Raw genomic sequence first — 17,448 nt, forward strand, 5'->3', positions numbered from 1 at the left:
GTCGCAGAATTGTCAGCCGGGAGACATTTAAAAATAGCGCTTTCCCCTATTGAGGACCACCTCGGGCGATGCGGCTTTCGATCCCAAGCGGGAACGAGAGTGGCGCGGCTCCGGTCGAGACCATCTGCTGCATGGCCTCACCGGCACCACCGTACTAGGATCGCGCGACAGAACGGACGAAGAGCGCCGCTAAAGAGCGCCATCACCGGGAGGGATTCGTTTGGTGGCTACCAGTCTTGAAGTCCGCGGCGCGTCCTTGCGATTCGGCGGCGTCCGTGCGCTGACCGATGTCAGTTTCGCCATCAAGGACGGCGAGCTGTTCTCGATCATCGGTCCCAACGGCGCCGGCAAGACCTCGATCGTGAACTGTATTTCCGGTCGTTACAAGCCGACTGAAGGCCAGCTCTTCTATGGGGATCGCGACATCACCGGCCTGACGCCGAATGCCCGTGCCTCGCTCGGGATCGGCCGCACCTTCCAGAACCTGGCCCTGTTCCACCACATGAGCGTGCTCGACAACATCATGGTCGGCCGCCATCACCTCCTGAAGAACAATTTCCTGACGGGCTCGCTGTACTGGCTGACCGGCGCACGCAAGGAAGAACTCGAGCACCGCCGCAAGGTCGAGGAGATCATCGACTTCCTCGATCTGCAGTCGGTGCGGAAAGCGCAAGCCGGTACCCTCTCCTACGGTCTGCGCAAGCGCGTGGAGCTCGCCCGCGCCATGGCGCTGGAGCCGCGCCTCATCCTCCTCGACGAGCCGATGGCCGGAATGAATTTCGAGGAGAAGGAGGACATGGCCCGTTACATCGTCGATCTCAACGAGGAGTTCGGGATGACGGTGGTGATGATCGAGCACGACATGGGCGTTGTGATGGACATCTCCCATCGCGTCATGGTGCTGGATTTCGGCAAGAAGATCGCCGAGGGCGATCCTGCGGCGGTGCTCGCCGATCCTCACGTCAAGCGCGCCTATCTTGGTGAAGAAGACGAGGTGCTGGTCGATCCCGACGACAAGCCCGCTGCTCCGGAGTGCGCGGCATGATGGACTACGCAGCGCGCGTCGCGCAGGCCGATACCTATCCGAAGATGCTCCGGCTCAACGCAAAGGAGCACGGCAACGAAATCGCATTGCGCGAGAAGGATCTCGGGCTCTGGCGGCTGTTCACCTGGAGCGACTACCAGGCCCGCGTGCGCGACTTTGCGCTCGGTCTCGTCGAAATGGGCCTTGGTCGCGGCGACGTCGTCGGCATCATCGGCGATAACCGGCCGGACTGGGTCGCGGCGGAAGTGGCGGCGCACGCCATTGGCGGCCTCAGCCTCGGACTTTATCGCGACGTGCTCGACGAGGAGGCCTCCTATCTCCTCAACTATGGTGAGGCGCAGCTCGTCTTCGCGGAGGACGAGGAGCAGGTCGACAAGCTGCTCACCCTCGCCGACCGCGTGCCGAAGCTGAAGCACATCATCTATTCCGATCCGCGCGGAATGCGGAAATACGACGATCCCAGGCTGATGTCGGCGGAGACGTTTGCCGAGCTCGGCCGTGCCCGCGCCGCCCGCGAGCCGGAGCTTTACGACAGGCTGGTTGATGCCACCAAGGGCGAGGACGTCGCGATCCTCTGCACCACGTCGGGCACCACGTCCCATCCCAAGCTCGCGATGCTCGCCGCCGGCCGCGTGCTCGGTCACTGCGCGACCTATCTCGCCTTCGACCCCAAGGGCCCGGACGACGAATACGTCTCGGTGCTGCCGCTGCCGTGGATCATGGAGCAGGTTTACGTGCTCGGCAAAGGCCTCTTGTGCCGGATGAAGATCAACTTCGTCGAAGAGCCCGAGACGATGATGAACGATCTGCGCGAGATCGCGCCGACATTCGTGCTCTTCGCACCCCGCGTCTGGGAATCCATCGCCGCCGACGTCCGGGCCAAGGTGATGGACGCCACGCCTCTCAAGCAGCGCCTGTTCGACGTCGGCATGAAGAGCGGCCTCGCCGCGCTCGAACAGGGCAAACGCTCGGGCCTTGCCGACGCGATCCTGTTCCGCGCGCTGCGCGATCGCCTCGGCTTCACCCGGCTGCGCTCGGCCGCGACCGGCGGCGCGGCGCTCGGCCCTGAGACCTTCAAGTTCTTCCAGGCGATGGGCGTGCCGCTGCGCACGCTGTACGGCCAGACCGAGCTGTTAGGGGCCTACACGCTGCATCCCGAGGGTAAGGTCGATCCTGACACGACCGGCGTGCCGATGGCCGACAATGTCGAGATCCGCATCGATAATCCCGACGTCCACGGCGTCGGCGAGATCGTAGTGCGGCATCCCAACATGTTCCTCGGCTATTACAAGAATCCCGAGGCCAGCGTCGCCGACATCAGGGACGGCTGGATGTTGTCGGGCGATGCCGGCTATTTCAACGCCAACCAGCAGCTCGTTGTCATCGACCGCATCAAGGACCTCGCCGAGACCTCGCGCGGCGAGCGCTTCTCGCCGCAATTCATCGAGAACAAGCTGAAATTCTCGCCCTATATCGCCGAAGCCGTGGTGCTGGGCGCCGGCCGCGACGCGCTCGCGGCGATGATCTGCATCCGCTACTCCATCATCTCGAAATGGGCGGAGAAGAACCGCCTCTCCTTCACGACCTATAGCGATCTCGCCTCGCGGCCCGAGGTCTATGCGCTGCTTCGCAAGGAGGTCGAGACCGTCAACGCCACGCTGCCACCGGCGCAGCGCATCTCGCGCTTCCTCCTGCTCTACAAGGAACTCGATGCCGACGACGGCGAGCTCACCCGCACGAGAAAGGTGCGCCGCAGCGTCATCAACGAGAAATACGCCGGGATCATCGACGCCATCTACCGCGGCGATTCCGACATTCCCGTCGACACCGTGATCCGCTTCCAGGACGGCACCACGCAACGCGTGCGGACGACACTGCGGGTCGTGGATCTCGGCGGACATGGGCACATGGCGGAGGCTGCGGAGTGACACAAATAGTCGTCATGCGCGGGCTTGCCCCGCGCATCCATCCTCTTCCGAACAATCTTCCTTCCGCATCGATGGATTGCCGGGTCAAGCCCGGCAATGACGAGCCGAGCCACCCAACATGAACACCGCTTTTCTCATCCAGCTCCTGGTCAACGGCCTCGTGGTCGGCACGCTCTATGGCGTGGTCGCGATGTCGTTCGTGCTGATCTACAAGGCGACGCAGGTCGTCAATTTCGCGCAAGGTGAGCTGCTGCTGGTCGGCGCCTGGGTGTGTTGGGCCTTGCTTGCGAAATACCAGGTGCCGTTCTGGATCGGCATGCCGATGACGCTGGTGTTCATGTTCGTGTTCGGCATTGCGGTCCAGGTCCTGATCCTGCGGCCGATGATCGGCGAGCCCATCATCTCGGTGATCATGGTGACGATCGGCCTCTCCACCGTGCTGCAGGCAACGCTGAAATGGATGTTCGGCGTCAATCCGCAGCCGTTCCCGCGCGTGTTCGAGAGCCAGTCGGTCAGCCTGTTCGGGCTGCAGATCCAGACCGTCTATGTCATGAGCCTCGTAGTGTCGGTCGCCATGATGATCGGCATGGCCTGGTTCTTCCGTGCCTCCAAGTATGGTCTTGCGATGCGCGCCACCGCATTCAACCAGCAGGTCGCGCAATCGCTCGGCATTTCCGTCAAGAGCGTGTTCGCGATGGCCTGGGCGATCTCGGCGACGGTCTCGGCGGTCGCGGGCGTCGTCGTTGCGGTCGTGAACGGCGTGTCGTCGGGCCTTGCCGGCTACGGCATCAAGGTGTTCCCGGCGGCGATCCTCGGCGGGCTCGACTCCGTCGGCGGCGCCGTGCTCGGCGGCATCATCATTGGCCTGCTCGAGAACGTCGCCCAATATGTCGACAGCGAGTATCTGCACTGGGGCAATCTCTACGAGATCGCGCCGTTCTACGTCCTCATCATCGTGCTGATGATCAAGCCCTACGGGCTGTTCGGCACTCACGACATCGAGCGGATCTGACCCATGGCCGGCCCTGCCCTCATCCCTGCTGGTGATTTCCGCACCTCTTACGCGGCGGACACCACGATCTTCCCGACCGCGACCAGCCGCAACTTCGCCATCGCGGGCGTGTTGCTGCTGTGCTTCGCACCGCAATTCTTCAGCGGATACTGGCTCAGCATCCTGATCCAGATCGGCATCTTCTCGATCGCCGCGCTCGGCCTCAATATCCTGGTCGGGTTCACCGGCCAGATCTCGATCGGGCACGCCGCGTTCTTCCTGCTCGGCGCTTTCACCTCGGCCTACATCTCCAACAACGCACCGATCCCGGTGTTCTTCGCAATCCCGCTCGCTGGCGTCGTCACCGCGCTGGTCGGCCTGATCTTCGGCATCCCAGCGGCGCGGCTGAAGGGCCTCTATCTCGTCATCGCGACGCTGGCCGCGCAATACATCCTGCTCGACTTCTTCTCCCGCGCCGAATGGTTTTCGGGCGGCTCGGTGCCGGCGAGCGCGGAGCCGTTCGCGATCTTCGGCTACACGCTGCGCGGCGACAAACAGTATTTCTACGTCGTGCTGGCCTATGTGCTTCTCAGCTACATCCTCGTCACCAATCTGATGCGGACCCGCGACGGCCGCGCGCTGGTGGCGATCCGCGACCATTATCTCTCCGCCGAGATCATGGGCATCAACCTGACGAAGTACCGCACGCTGTCGTTCGGGCTCGCCGCCTTCTTCGCCGGCATCGCCGGTGCGCTCTACGCGCACTACCAGCTCGTGGTGTCGCAGGAAGGTTTCGGCATCGAGCGCTCGATCCTGTTCCTGGCCATGATCATCATCGGCGGCACCGGCTCTGTCATGGGAACGCTGATGGGCACCGCCTTCGTGGTGCTGCTGCCGGAATCCATGGAATTCATCAGCCTGTATTTGAAGGGCGGCGCGATCGACAAGGCGCTGTCGCTCAACACCAACATCACCTTCCTGCGCGAGATCGCGATCGGGGTGATCATCATCGCGTTCCTGATGTTCGAACCCGACGGGCTCGCGCATCGCTGGCGGCAGATCAAGGCGTATTGGAAACTCTACCCGTTCTCGCATTGAGCGCGGGCAACTTCACTTAAACAATAAACAGGAGGAACCGGCCCATGACGATGAAGTCCCTTTTGAGCACCGCATCGCTCGCGCTCGCGATCGCCGCATTTTCGGCCGGCGCGCAGGCGCAGATCGCGATCGGACACCTCGCCGATTATTCCGGCGGCACCTCCGACGTCGGCACACCCTTTGGCCAGGCCGTCGCCGACACCTTCGCCTGGGTCAACAAGAACGGCGGCGTCGGCGGCAAGCAGCTCAACGTCGACACCAACGACTATGGCTACCAGGTGCCGCGCGCGATCGCGCTCTACAAGAAATGGTCCGCGCCGGACAGCAAGGTCGCCGCGATCATGGGCTGGGGCACCGCCGACACCGAGGCGCTGACCGGCTTCCTCGCCCAGGACAAGATCCCCGACATGTCCGGCTCTTATGCCGCCGCACTCACCGATCCCGAAGGTGTCAGCGGCAAGGCCAAGCCCGCGCCCTACAATTTCTTCTATGGCCCGAGCTATTCGGACTCGCTGCGCGCGATGCTGATGTGGGCCGCCGAGGACTGGAAGGCTAAGGGCAAGTCCGGCAAGCCGAAATTCGTGCACATGGGTGCAAACCATCCCTATCCGAACGCGCCGAAGGCCGCCGGTGAAGCGATGGCGCAGGAGCTCGGCTTCGAGGTGCTGCCGCCGCTGGTGTTCGCGCTCACGCCGGGTGACTACAGCGCGCAGTGCCTGAGCCTGAAATCCTCGGGCGCCAACTACGCCTATCTCGGCAATACCGCCGCTTCGAACATCTCCGTGATGAAGGCCTGCAAGACTGCCGGCGTCGAAATCCAGTTCCTCGGCAACGTCTGGGGCATGGACGAGAACGCTGCCAAGACGGCCGGAGATGCCGCCAACGGCGTGATCTTCCCCTTGCGCACGGCGGTGAGCTGGGGCGGCGATGCGCCCGGCATGAAGACGGTGATGGAAATCTCCAAGATGTCCGACCCGACCGGCAAGGTCTATCGCCCCGTGCACTACGTCGCGGCTGTCTGCTCGGCGCTCTACATGAAGGAAGCGATCGATTGGGCTGCCAAGAACGGCGGCGCCACCGGTGAGAACGTCGCCAAGGGCTTCTATCAGAAGAAGGATTGGGTGCCCGCCGGAATGGAAGGCGTCTGCAATCCCTCGACCTGGACCGACAAGGACCATCGCGGCACCCTGAAGGTCGATCTCTATCGCACCAAGATCTCGGGCGCGACCGACGGCGACCTCAACGATCTCATGGCCAAGGGCACGATCAAGCTCGAGAAGGTCAAGACCGTCGAGCTGCCGCGCAAGCCGGACTTGCTGGGCTGGTAACGCAAACTCGGACGTCATGGCCGGGCTTGTCCCGGCCATCCACGTCTGACCTCACGGCACGAAGTACGTGGATGCCCGGGACAAGCCCGGGCATGACGAGCGTAGCAATTTGGTAGGCGCACCAATGACTGACACCCTCGAGGCATCTCGCACCAAGCCAACCGCCGTCGCGACGCCGCCCATCCTCGCGGTGCGCAACATCGAGGTCGTCTATGACGACGTCATCCTGGTGCTGCGCGGCCTCAGCTTAGAGGTGCCCAAGGGAGCGATCGTGGCGCTGCTGGGCGCCAACGGCGCCGGCAAGTCGACGACACTGAAGGCGATCTCGGGGCTACTCAAGACCGAGGACGGCGAGGTCACGCGTGGCGAAATCCTGTTCGAAGGCGAGCGGATCAACGGCATCGACCCCGACAAGATCGTCCGCCGCGGCATCTTCCAGGTGATGGAGGGACGGCGCATCGTCGCCGACATGACCTCGCTGGAGAACCTCAGGCTGGGCGCGTTCACGCGACGGGACCGCGAGGTCGATGCCGACCTCGACATGGTCTTCAGCTACTTCCCGCGCCTGAAGGAGCGCACCGGTCTCGCCGGCTATCTCTCCGGCGGCGAGCAGCAGATGCTCGCGATCGGCCGCGCGCTGATGGCCCGCCCGAAGATGATCCTGATGGACGAGCCCTCGATGGGCCTGTCGCCGCTGCTGGTGAAAGAGGTGTTCTCGATCATCCAGAAGATCAACCGCGACCTCGGCGTCACCATCCTCCTGGTCGAACAGAACGCGCGCGCCGCGCTGTCGGTGGCGAGCCACGGCTACATCATGGAGCAGGGCAAAGTCGTGCTCGACGGCAGCGCCGACGAATTGCGCGACAACGAGGACGTCAAGGAATTCTATCTCGGCGGCGCCGGCGACCAGCGCAAGAGCTTCAAGAACCTCAAGAGCTTCAAGCGGCGCAAGCGGTGGCTATAGCGTTTTCAAGCGAAGTGGGAACCGGTTCGCGTGAAGAAAACGCGTCAAAGCAAGATGGCTCTAACCCAACACCTGCTCCGCTTCCGTGACCGCGCAGAGAACATGATAGAACGACGACGCAGGAATGGTGTCGATCAGCGATTTGCCGTCGCGATCGAACTGGTCGTACCAGCCGCCCCTGACGGGATGGCTGAGATAATGCCGTTCGAGCCGCGCCAGCGCCGCGCGCGCTTCGTCGGGCGCGCCGGTCTCGCCGGATTCGGCCTGCGCAATCCACGCCTTTGCGATCTCTGTCTGCGGCCACAGCCGGCGCGAGTGACGGCGGATGTTGCCCCTGTCGTCCCCCTCGTCGATCAGGCAGCCCGTAGCCTCATCGCGATAGCGCAGCGCGGTCGCCAGGAGTTCGGCGCGCCGCTGCCCGGTCGGGCAGCCCGTGATGCGCTCGAACCCCTTCAGCAGCCAGACCCATTCCGCCTGATGGCCCGGCTCGACGCTGACCGGCTCGATCTTCGACCAGTCCTCCTCGAAATACTCCGTCAGGATACGCCTCTGCTTGTCGTAGAGATTGGCCAGGAACAGCGCGAAGAATTCGCCGGCGCGGTTCTGGAATGCCAGATCGTGGGTCGCGTCGAAACAGGCGATCATCGCCTCGAACAGATGCATGTGCGGGTTCTGCCGGCGCGGCAACGAGACCGGAAGACCTTCGTGCACGCCCCCATGCGGCGAACGGAGATGGCCGTCGAGGAAAGCGAGCAGCGCGTCGATTTCGGCTCGAACCTGCGCGTCCTGGTCGAGCGCGTAGACGGTCGCAAGAGCAAACAGGATGAAGGCGTGGTCGTAGGCATCGCGCCGGCCGTCCAGCACGGTCCCCTCCGGCGACAGCCGGTGCACGAAGCCCGGCCGACCGTCGGGCGCTTTGGCTTTGGCCAGCAGATGTTCCAGTCCCTTCAGCGCGATGGCACGCCCCTCAGGATACCAGCCCATCTGTGCCGCCTTGGCGTAGCAATAGATCTGGCGGGCCTGCACGAACACGCGCCGCGGCGTGGCTGTATCGGCGGTACCGTCGCGGTGCAGCCGGTCGATGAAGCCGCCCGTGGCCTGATCCCAGCCGACCGTCGACCACAGCGGCAGCGCCTCGTCGATCATGCGGCGCTTCAGGCGCGCGACGACGTCCGCAGCTTCATCCGCCGCAATGTTTCCCATGTCCGCCATCGGGTCCTCTCCAGGCCTTACCAATGGCGGTCTGATACCCATGCCGGTGGCGGCGCGCAACGGATGCCAACACGGAAAGAACAGCCATGACCGCCCATTACGACGCCCGCGAGACGCGTGACCCGACAGCCCGCGAGGCCGATCTGTTCTCTCGCCTGCCGGAGGTCCTGCGAGCCGCGATGGCCGCGCCGGCCTACGCCGAGCGGTTGAGCGGTCTTGATCCCGCCTCCGTGACCTCCAGGACCGCGCTGGCGGGCCTGCCGGTTTTGCGCAAATCGGAACTGCCCGATCTGCACAAGGCCTCTACGCCCTTCGGTGGCTTCGTGGCGGCGGCCCCCGGCTCATTTGCCCGCCTCTTCACCTCGCCCGGCCCCATCTTCGAGCCGGAGGGACGGCAGCCCGATCCCTGGCGCGGCGCAAGGGCGCTGTTCGCGGCCGGATTCCGGCCCGATGACATCGTCCTCAACACCTTCAGCTACCATCTCACCCCCGGCGGCTTCATCTTCGACGCGTCCGCGCGAGCGCTCGGCTGCGCCGTGATCCCGGCGGGGCCCGGCAATACCGAGCAGCAATTCGAGCTGATCGAGGCCTACCGCCCGGTTGGCTACAGTGGCACGCCGGACTTCCTCAAGATATTGCTCGATGCCGCAGCGAGTTCGGGCCGCGATGTCTCCTCGATCAAGCGCGCACTGGTTTCCGGCGCAGCGTTCCCGCCGTCGCTCCAGGCCGAGATCAAGGCGCGCGGCATCGACGCATACCAGGCCTTTGGCACCGCCGATCTCGGCCTCATTGCGTTCGAGACCGGGGCGCGCGAGGGCATGGTCGTGAACGAGGACCTGATCCTGGAAATCGTCAAGCCCGGCACCGGCGATCCCGTGGCGCCCGGGGACGTCGGCGAGATCGTGGTGACGTCGCTCGACCCGCATCATCCCTGGATCCGTCTTGCGCTCGGCGACCTCACCGCCGCTCTGCCAGGGCCAAGCAAATGCGGACGCACCAATATGCGCATTAAGGGCTGGATGGGCCGTGCCGACCAGACCACCAAGGTCAAGGGCATGTTCGTCCGTCCCGAGCAGATCGCCGAGATCGGCAAGCGTCATTCCTCGCTCGGAAGACTGCGCCTCGTCGTCACACGACAGGGCGAGACCGACGCAATGACGTTGAGAGCGGAAACGTCGACCGCGAGCGACGCGCTCCGCGAAGAGATCGCCGGTACTTTGCGCGCCGTGACGAAGCTCGGTGGCACCGTCGAACTGCTCAGCCCCGGCGTGCTGCCGAATGACGGCAAGGTGATCGCGGACGAACGGTAATCTTAGCTCGATTTCGACAGCGGGTAATTGCCGAGGTAGAGCACATCCCTCCGCAAAGCCTGGGCCGTGGAACGAGCTCGCGGCCTGACAGAGATGACAAGCAGAGCCCGTCTTCATGCTATGGCCGCTATACCGCCGGGACGTAGGAACCTTGCATCGTCGCTGCCGCTCCCGTATTACCAACCTTGCAACGATATGGCCGGAATCGGCCCTTTCTGGACCCCAAAACGTGCTTGAACGAACCCTCGTCACCATCGCCGAGACCGAAACCATTGAGGAAGCCTTCCGGCGCCTGAATGCCAACATGCTCGGGATCCTGTTCGCGCAGGATGCGAGCGGACGAATCGTCGGCGCGGTGACGGACGGCGACATCCGCAGGCGCATGCTGGCCGGCACCACGATCCAGGACCGGGTCGCGACCTGCATCAACCGCAACTTCGTCTGGGCGAGGGCCGGCGGTCCGCGCGAGCAGATCCTCAAATTGCTCGACCAGCGCGTGCACGTGGTGCCGATCCTCGATGGCGAAGGACGGCTCGTCGATGTGTTCAGCCGCGAGCTGTTCAACCTTTCCGAAGAGAGCGAAGTGTTCGCCCGCGCCCGCTCGCCGGTGCGGATCAGCTTCTCCGGCGGAGGCACCGACCTGACGCACTATTTCGTGGCGAATGACGGCGGTGCGGTCATCAACGCCACGATCAAGATGTACGCTCACGCGACGCTGCGACGCCGGAACGATTCCAGCATCCGGATCTATTCGCACGATTTCCGTCGCACGATCGAGGCCGACGATCTCGCAGAACTAGGAACGGACGGAGATCTTGCGCTGATCAAGTCCGTCGTGCGCCTGATCAAGCCGGCTTACGGGTTCGAGCTCGAAGTCTCCGCCGACTTCCCGGTCGGCTCCGGCCTCGGCGGCTCGGCGGTGGTCACCTCCGCCATCATCGGCTGCTTCAACGAATTCCGCGGCGACCAGTGGGACCGCCACGAGATCGCGGAGATGGCGTTCCAGGCCGAACGGCTGATGCTCAACATTCCCGGCGGCTGGCAGGACCAGTACGCCACCGTGTTCGGCGGCTTCAATCACATGGAGTTCTTTTCCGACCAGAACACCATCGTGCCGCTGCGGCTGGATCCCAACATCATCGCCGAGCTCGAGGAGAGCCTGGTGCTCTGCTACACTGGCTCGGGCCGAGATTCCGGCGCGATCCACCGAGACCAGAAGGCACAGCACGAGACCAGTGATGCCGTCGCCGCAGCTGCCAAGCAGAAGGAAGTGACGCGCGATATCCGGCGACACCTCCTGCGCGGCCAGCTCCTGGAATGCGGCCGACTGATCGACGAGGCTTGGCACGCCAAGCGGAAGCTGAGCTCGAAGATCTCGTCGGACGCGATCGATGCGATCTACGATTTCGCCAAGCAGCATGGCGCAGTCGGCGGCAAGCTGCTGGGCGCCGGCGGCGGCGGTTATTTCCTGTTCTTCGTACGCCCGTTCGAGCGCTACCAGCTGATCGCCGCGCTGGAACAACAGGGCCATAGCTGTTCACGCATCATGTTCGAAGAGAACGGGCTGCGGACGTGGAAATCGCGCTTTCCCGCGCGATTCGGCTGACACATATGAGACGAGAATGTTGATGACATCGCCCAAACAGCCCGCTCCGGTCCGCATCGGCAACCGTCTTCTGGGCGACGGTGAACCCTGCTATGTCATCGCCGAGATCGGCAACAACCACAATGGCGACTTCGACCGCGCCATTGCGCTGGTCGATGCCGCGGTCGCCGCGGGGGCCGATTGCGCCAAATTCCAGATGCGCAAGCTCGACGAGGTCTATCGTGCTTCGAGCCTGTCCGGCAAGGACGACGACCTCGCCGTCGAATATACGCTCGATCTGTTGCGGCGCTTCGAGCTTCCGACCGCGCAGCAGAAGAAGATCGCCGAGTACTGCGCGGCGAAGGGTATCCAGTATCTCTGCACGCCCTGGGACGCGAGCAGCGTCGCCGTGCTCGAAGGTTTCGGCGTACAGGCCTACAAGGTTGCCTCGGCCGACCTCACCAACCTGCCGCTGCTCGCGCGCCTCGCCGCGACCGGCAAGGCGCTGATCGTCTCGACCGGCATGAGCACGACGGAGGAGATCAGGGCCGCGGCGAAATTCCTCGACGAGCGCAACGCGAGTTACGTGCTGCTGCATTGCCAAAGCACCTATCCGGCCGCGCTCCACAACATCCATCTGCGTTTCATGGAGACGCTGCGCGAGATTCATCCGGTGGTCGGCTATTCCGGCCACGAGCGCGGCACTGCCGTCTCGACCGCCGCTGTCGCGCTCGGCGCCGTCGTCATCGAACGCCACATCACGCTCGACCGCGAGATGGAAGGTCCGGACCATGCCGCGAGCCTGGAGCCGGAGGAATTCAAGTCGCTGGTCTCCGGCATCCGCGAGGTGGAGGCGGCGCGCGGCGAGAAACGGGCCGAGCGCGCGCTGAGCCAGGGCGAGCTGATCAACCGCGAAAACCTCGCCAAGAGCCTGGTGGCCGCGCGTGACCTTTCGACCGGCACCGTCATCTCCGAAGCCGACATCGCGGTGAAGAGCCCGGGACAGGGCCTGTCGCCCCTGAAGATGCCGGCACTGCTCGGCCGCAAGCTGACGCGGAACATGGCGGCCGACGACTATTTCTTCCAGAGCGACCTGGATGAAGGCGTCGCCAAGGCACGGCGTTATCGCTTCGACCGCCCCTGGGGCGTGCCGGTGCGTTATCACGACACCGAGCGCTTCCTGGAGATCTGCGAACCCGACATCATCGAGTTCCATCTCAGCTACAGCGACATGGAGCGCGATCCCGCGGCCTATCTGTCCGGCACTTACGATCTCGGCTTCGTCGTGCACGCGCCCGAGCTGTTTGCCGGCTCCAAGCTGATGGACCTCGCAACGCCGGACGAGGCGCTGCGGCGCTATTCGCTGGAGCAGACCCAGGCGGTGATCGACATTACCCGCGGCCTGAAAAAGTACTTTCCCAAGACGAAGCGGCCGCCCATCGTCGCCAATATCGGTGGCTTCACCATGGACGAGCCGCTGCCGCCGGAGGAGAAAGCCGAGCGTTATCGCATCTTCGCGCAGAGCTTGACCGAGCTGGACATGGACGGTGTCGAGCTGACGCCGCAGACCATGGCGCCGTTCCCCTGGCATTTCGGCGGCCAGCGGCACCAGAACATCTTTATCTTTCCGGACGAGTCGGCGGCATTCTGCGCCAAGCATGATTTGCGCATGTGCGTCGACATCTCGCACACCAAACTCGCCGCCAATCATTTCGGCTTCGACTTCGCGCAAGGTCTCGCCCAACTCGGGCCGCACACCGCGCATCTGCATTTCGGCGACGCCAAGGGGCTGGACGGCGAAGGCCTCCAGATCGGGGAAGGCGAGATCGATTTCGACGAAATCGGACAGGTGCTGCGCAAGCATGCACCGACCGCATCGTTCATTCCGGAGATCTGGCAAGGCCACAAGAACATGGGCGAAGGCTTCTGGACCGCGCTCGAGCGCCTCGAGGGACACATCTGATGGCGCGCAAGACGCTGGCCGTGATCGCCGCGCGCGGCGGCTCGAAGGGCATCCCGCACAAGAACCTGCTCGATCTCTGCGGCAAGCCGCTGATCGCGTGGACTGTCGAGCAGGCACGCGCGGCGCGGGGCGTCGACGTGGTGGCGGTTTCTTCGGACAGCGACAACATCCTCGCCGCGGCCGAGGCCGCCGGAGCCGTTGGCGTGCGGCGCCCGGACGACATTTCGGGCGACCTCGCCTCCTCCGAATCCGCTTGGCTGCATGCACTCGAGGCGACCGACGAGCGGATGGGCCGGTTCGAGCGAATCGTCGCGCTCCAGGCTACCTCGCCGATCCGCGAACCCAGCGACATCGAGAACGCGCTTGCGACCTTCGATCACGATCATCTCGACAGCCTGCTCTCGGTCTGCGAGGTCGAGGATTATTTCAACTGGCGTATCGGCGCGAGTGGACCGGAACCGATCAACTACGATTATCACAACCGCCGCATGCGGCAGCAGATCGAGAAGCGCTACCTCGAGAACGGCTCTTTCTACGTCCTGATCCCATCCCTCCTGCGCGAGCAGAACAACCGCCTCGGCGGCAAGATCGGCTTCCACGTGATGGAGCGCCACAAGATGTTCCAGATCGACCGTCCCGAGGACGTCAAGCTTTGCGCCGCCATCATGCGAAGTTACGGCTATGCCTGACCCCAGCGCCTTCTCGCTCAAAGGCAAGATCGCGGTGGTCACCGGCGGCTCGCGGGGCATTGGTGCCGCCATCGCCACCGGTCTGCATGATGCGGGCGCTACGGTGTTCGGCCTCAGCCGATCCGGAACGGCACCGCAGGACGTGTCCGCCATTGCCTGCGATCTCTCCGACGACAAGGCGATCGAGGACGCGTTCCGCATGATCGCGGCGCAAGGCGGGCGTATCGACGCGCTGGTCAACGCCGCCGGCATCAGTCTCCCCGCAAAAAGCGATGAAAGCGAGCTTTCGCGCTTCCGCGCCACGGTCGCGACCGACCTCACCGGCGTTTATGCCACCATCCTTGCCGCCTACCCGCTCCTGAAGAAGGCGGGCTCGGCTGCGATCGTCAACGTCACCAGCATCAACTCGATCCGCGGCTTTCCCGGCAATCCCGGCTACGTTGCGGCGAAGGCGGGTCTTGCCGGGCTAACGCGCGCGCTCGCCGCCGACTATGCTCCCGACGGCATCCGCGTCAACGCACTTGCGCCGGGCTATGTCGCGACCGAGATGACCGCGAAAAGTTTTGCCGATCCCGTCATGCACGAAGACAGGCGGCGCCACACCATGCTCGGCCGGTGGGGACAGCCTGCCGACATGGTGGGAGCTGCCGTTTTCCTGACCTCGGAAGCTTCTGCCTATGTGACCGGCCAGGAGATCTTCGTCGACGGCGGCTGGATCGCCAAAGGCCTCGCCATCAGTTCGGATAACAAATCGTGACCGCAACGCTGCAACGCATCGGCTTCATGCAGGGCCGGCTCTCGGCCTTGGTCGACGGCAAGATCCAGGCGTTCCCCTGGGACGAATGGCAAAAGGAATTTTCACGCGCGAAGGAGCTCGGCCTGACGCGGATGGAATGGACCATCGATCAGGAACGGCTGCGCGAGAACCCGCTGACGACTGAGCCGGGGCAGCAGGAGATTCTGGCACTGTCGCGCGAAAACGGCGTGCGGATCCCGAGCCTGACCGGCGACTGCTTCATGCAGGCGCCGTTCTGGAAGGTCGATGCCGTCGTGCGCGACGCGCTCGTCGCCGACCTCGATCTGCTGATCGCCGCCTGTAGCCGCATCGGCATCGAGTTCGTTGTGATTCCGCTGGTCGACAACGGCAAGATCGAGCGCGAGAGCGAGAGCGATACGTTGAAGCGCGTGCTGCTCGCACGCTCCGAGCAGCTCGCAAAGCGGAACGTCAAGATCGTCTTCGAATCCGATCTGCCGCCAGGCGAGCTCGCCCGGTTCGTGGAGGCGTTTCCGGCCGAAATCTTCGGCATCAACTACGACAGCGGCAACAGCGCCTCTCTCGGCTACGACAGCGACGAGGAGATCGCCGCTTACGCGCCGCGCATCCTCAATGTGCACATCAAGGACCGCATCCGGGGCGGCACCACCGTCCCGCTCGGCACCGGCAACGCCGACCTTGCCAAGACGATCCGGCTGATCGAGCGCTCCGGCTACAAGGGGCAATACATTCTGCAAACAGCGCGCGCCGCCGATGGCGACCATGCCGGCGCGCTCGCCAGATATCGCGACATGACGGTCGGCTGGATCGAGGACGCCGTGCGATGAAGCTCGAGCTGAACGATCGCGTCGCACTCGTCACCGGCGCCAGCCGCGGGATTGGGCTTGCGATCGCGACGACGCTCGCTGCGGAAGGTGCCAAGATCGCGCTCGCCGCGCGCAGAGCCGACGCGCTTGATGCCGCCCGAGCTGCGATCGGCGGCACCACGTCGGCACACGTGGCCGACGTGACCGATCCGGCCGCCGCCGCGACCCTGACTCAGGAGGTCGAACGGCGCTGGGGGCGCCTCGACATCCTCGTCTGCAATGTCGGTAGCGGCGCTTCCGTACCGCCGGGGCAGGAAACCGCGGCGGAGTGGTCGCGGGTGATGGACCTCAATCTCTTCGCCACGACCAACATGATCGAAGCCGCCCGGCCGCTGATGGCGCGCGGCAGCGGCGACCGGGCGATCGTTTGCATCTCCTCGATCGCAGGCATGGCGGCGCTTGGCGCACCCGTCACCTACTATGCCGCAAAAGCCGCGTTGAACGCGACCGTGCGCGGTCTGGCCCGGCCGCTGGCGCTCGAAGGCATACGCATCAATGCGCTTGCACCGGGCAACATCCTGGCTGCGGAGGGCACCTGGGCGCGCAAGCTCGCGGAAAACAGAGCTGCGGTCGAGGAGATGCTTGTGCGCGAGGTGGCGCTGCGCCGGCTTGGTAAACCAGAAGAGGTCGCCGACCTCGTCGCATTCCTCGCCTCGCCCCGCGCGGCATTCGTCACCGGCAGCGTCGTTGTCGCCGACGGCGGCCAGTTGCGCAGTTGAACAGGAGCCTTCGCATGGCAAGCCCGTCTTCACGCTATGACCTGACCGGCCGCACCGCTCTCGTAACCGGCGCAGGCGGCCTGCTCGGGCGCCAGCATGTCGCCGCGCTTTCCGAGGCCGGCGCGCGCGTTGTCGTCACCGACGTCGGGCTTGGGCAGGCCGAGGCGGCCGTTGCCGCGCTCAAGCAGCACGCGCCGTCCGCCGACCTGATCGCCCTGGCGATCGACGTCACCACGCTCGACTCGGTGCGGGCTGCCGACGAGCAACTTTCCGGTCGAGGCGTCTCCGTCGACATCCTCGTCAACAACGCAGCGATCGACCCCAAGGTGACCTCCGCACCGGGCGTGATGCATTCTTCGCGCTTCGAAGCATTTCCGGTGCCGCAATGGCAGACGGAGATCGCCGTAGGCCTGACCGGCGCGATGCTGTGCGCGCAAGTGTTCGGCGGCGCGATGGCGGCGCGTGGCCGCGGCGTGATCCTGAACATCGCCTCCGATCTCGGCGTGATCGCGCCGGACCAGCGACTCTACCGACAGCCGAACGTCTCGCGAGAGGAAGAGCAGCCGGTGAAGCCGGTGACCTATTCTGTGATCAAGCACGGCTTGATCGGGTTGACGAAATATCTGGCGACGTACTGGGCCGATCACGGCGTGCGCGTCAACGCGATCTCGCCGGGGGGCGTCTTCAACAACCAGGATCCGGCTTTCGTCGAACGACTAACGCGCTTGATTCCGATGGGCCGCATGGCCGACGTGGACGAATACCGCGCGGCCGTGCAGTTCCTCTGCTCGGATGCCTCGAGCTACATGACGGGGCAGAATCTCGTGATGGATGGGGGGCGGAGCGTCTGGTAACCGCGCACGCCGTTGACGAGGCTGCGCTCGGCGCTCCTTCGACGTAACTCCAGAGAACGCTGCGGCCTCACCCGCTGCCGCCGTACGCCTCGCTCTTGCTTCCGACGGCAAGACCGCCAGA

At 64.5% G+C, this 17,448-nt stretch carries 15 protein-coding genes; 14 read left to right on the plus strand and 1 reads right to left on the minus strand.

Annotation, left to right across the window (positions count from 1 at the left end; genetic code table 11):
* The first annotated feature begins 223 nt into the window (after window positions 1–223).
* From UNPA324_RS27720 to UNPA324_RS27750, 6 genes are all read left to right on the plus strand, one after another.
* Entirely contained in the window at window positions 224–1,045 is an 822-nt protein-coding gene (locus tag UNPA324_RS27720) for an ABC transporter ATP-binding protein (RefSeq protein ID WP_141936984.1), read from the plus strand.
* A complete protein-coding gene (locus tag UNPA324_RS27725) occupies window positions 1,042–2,973 on the plus strand; it encodes a long-chain fatty acid--CoA ligase (RefSeq protein WP_141936986.1) in 1,932 nt (643 codons plus the stop codon). Before UNPA324_RS27720 ends, UNPA324_RS27725 begins: the two co-directional genes overlap by 4 nt.
* Before the next feature lie 118 nt (window positions 2,974–3,091).
* Window positions 3,092–3,985 carry a branched-chain amino acid ABC transporter permease gene (locus tag UNPA324_RS27735; RefSeq protein ID WP_128918283.1) on the plus strand — a complete coding sequence of 298 codons (894 nt, stop codon included), beginning with the start codon at window positions 3,092–3,094 and terminating at the stop codon, window positions 3,983–3,985.
* Between the two features lie 3 nt (window positions 3,986–3,988).
* Window positions 3,989–5,062, plus strand: coding sequence for a branched-chain amino acid ABC transporter permease (locus tag UNPA324_RS27740; protein WP_128918284.1), 1,074 nt, complete (start codon window positions 3,989–3,991; stop codon window positions 5,060–5,062).
* 44 nt (window positions 5,063–5,106) lie between these two features.
* Window positions 5,107–6,390 carry an ABC transporter substrate-binding protein gene (locus UNPA324_RS27745; protein WP_141936989.1) on the plus strand — a complete coding sequence of 428 codons (1,284 nt, stop codon included), beginning with the start codon at window positions 5,107–5,109 and terminating at the stop codon, window positions 6,388–6,390.
* A gap of 124 nt (window positions 6,391–6,514) precedes the next feature.
* Window positions 6,515–7,354, plus strand: a complete 840-nt coding sequence (locus tag UNPA324_RS27750) for an ABC transporter ATP-binding protein (protein ID WP_141936991.1) — start codon at window positions 6,515–6,517, stop codon at window positions 7,352–7,354.
* Between the two features lie 60 nt (window positions 7,355–7,414).
* Here UNPA324_RS27750 and UNPA324_RS27755 read toward each other — a convergent pair whose 3' ends face one another.
* The gene (locus tag UNPA324_RS27755) at window positions 7,415–8,566 is read right to left on the minus strand and encodes an AGE family epimerase/isomerase (RefSeq protein WP_181769538.1); all 1,152 of its coding nucleotides are present in this window, start codon (window positions 8,564–8,566) and stop codon (window positions 7,415–7,417) included.
* A gap of 86 nt (window positions 8,567–8,652) precedes the next feature.
* On the opposite strand from UNPA324_RS27755, the gene UNPA324_RS27760 reads away from it, so the two are divergent.
* From UNPA324_RS27760 to UNPA324_RS27795, 8 genes are all read left to right on the plus strand, one after another.
* Window positions 8,653–9,876: a phenylacetate--CoA ligase family protein gene (locus UNPA324_RS27760; RefSeq protein ID WP_141936998.1), complete on the plus strand. Its 1,224-nt coding sequence runs from the start codon at window positions 8,653–8,655 to the stop codon at window positions 9,874–9,876.
* Between the two features lie 229 nt (window positions 9,877–10,105).
* Window positions 10,106–11,482: a GHMP family kinase ATP-binding protein gene (locus UNPA324_RS27765; RefSeq protein WP_141937002.1), complete on the plus strand. Its 1,377-nt coding sequence runs from the start codon at window positions 10,106–10,108 to the stop codon at window positions 11,480–11,482.
* Window positions 11,483–11,504: 22 nt separating this feature from the next.
* The gene (locus tag UNPA324_RS27770; RefSeq protein ID WP_246667224.1) at window positions 11,505–13,424 is read left to right on the plus strand and encodes an N-acetylneuraminate synthase family protein; all 1,920 of its coding nucleotides are present in this window, start codon (window positions 11,505–11,507) and stop codon (window positions 13,422–13,424) included.
* The gene (locus tag UNPA324_RS27775; RefSeq protein ID WP_141937009.1) at window positions 13,424–14,113 is read left to right on the plus strand and encodes an acylneuraminate cytidylyltransferase family protein; all 690 of its coding nucleotides are present in this window, start codon (window positions 13,424–13,426) and stop codon (window positions 14,111–14,113) included. The genes UNPA324_RS27770 and UNPA324_RS27775 overlap by 1 nt, the downstream gene beginning before the upstream one ends.
* Window positions 14,106–14,870 (plus strand): SDR family oxidoreductase, encoded by a 765-nt coding sequence (locus tag UNPA324_RS27780; RefSeq protein ID WP_141937012.1) that lies wholly within the window; start codon window positions 14,106–14,108, stop codon window positions 14,868–14,870. Before UNPA324_RS27775 ends, UNPA324_RS27780 begins: the two co-directional genes overlap by 8 nt.
* Entirely contained in the window at window positions 14,867–15,715 is an 849-nt protein-coding gene (locus UNPA324_RS27785; protein WP_141937015.1) for a sugar phosphate isomerase/epimerase family protein, read from the plus strand. The genes UNPA324_RS27780 and UNPA324_RS27785 overlap by 4 nt, the downstream gene beginning before the upstream one ends.
* Window positions 15,712–16,473: an SDR family NAD(P)-dependent oxidoreductase gene (locus tag UNPA324_RS27790; protein ID WP_141937018.1), complete on the plus strand. Its 762-nt coding sequence runs from the start codon at window positions 15,712–15,714 to the stop codon at window positions 16,471–16,473. Before UNPA324_RS27785 ends, UNPA324_RS27790 begins: the two co-directional genes overlap by 4 nt.
* A 14-nt stretch (window positions 16,474–16,487) precedes the next feature.
* Window positions 16,488–17,327, plus strand: coding sequence for an SDR family oxidoreductase (locus UNPA324_RS27795; protein WP_141937021.1), 840 nt, complete (start codon window positions 16,488–16,490; stop codon window positions 17,325–17,327).
* Window positions 17,328–17,448 lie beyond the last annotated feature (121 nt).

Origin of the sequence: Bradyrhizobium sp. UNPA324 (assembly GCF_006658635.1) — a bacterium.
In the GTDB taxonomy this organism is placed as follows: domain Bacteria; phylum Pseudomonadota; class Alphaproteobacteria; order Rhizobiales; family Xanthobacteraceae; genus Bradyrhizobium; species Bradyrhizobium nanningense.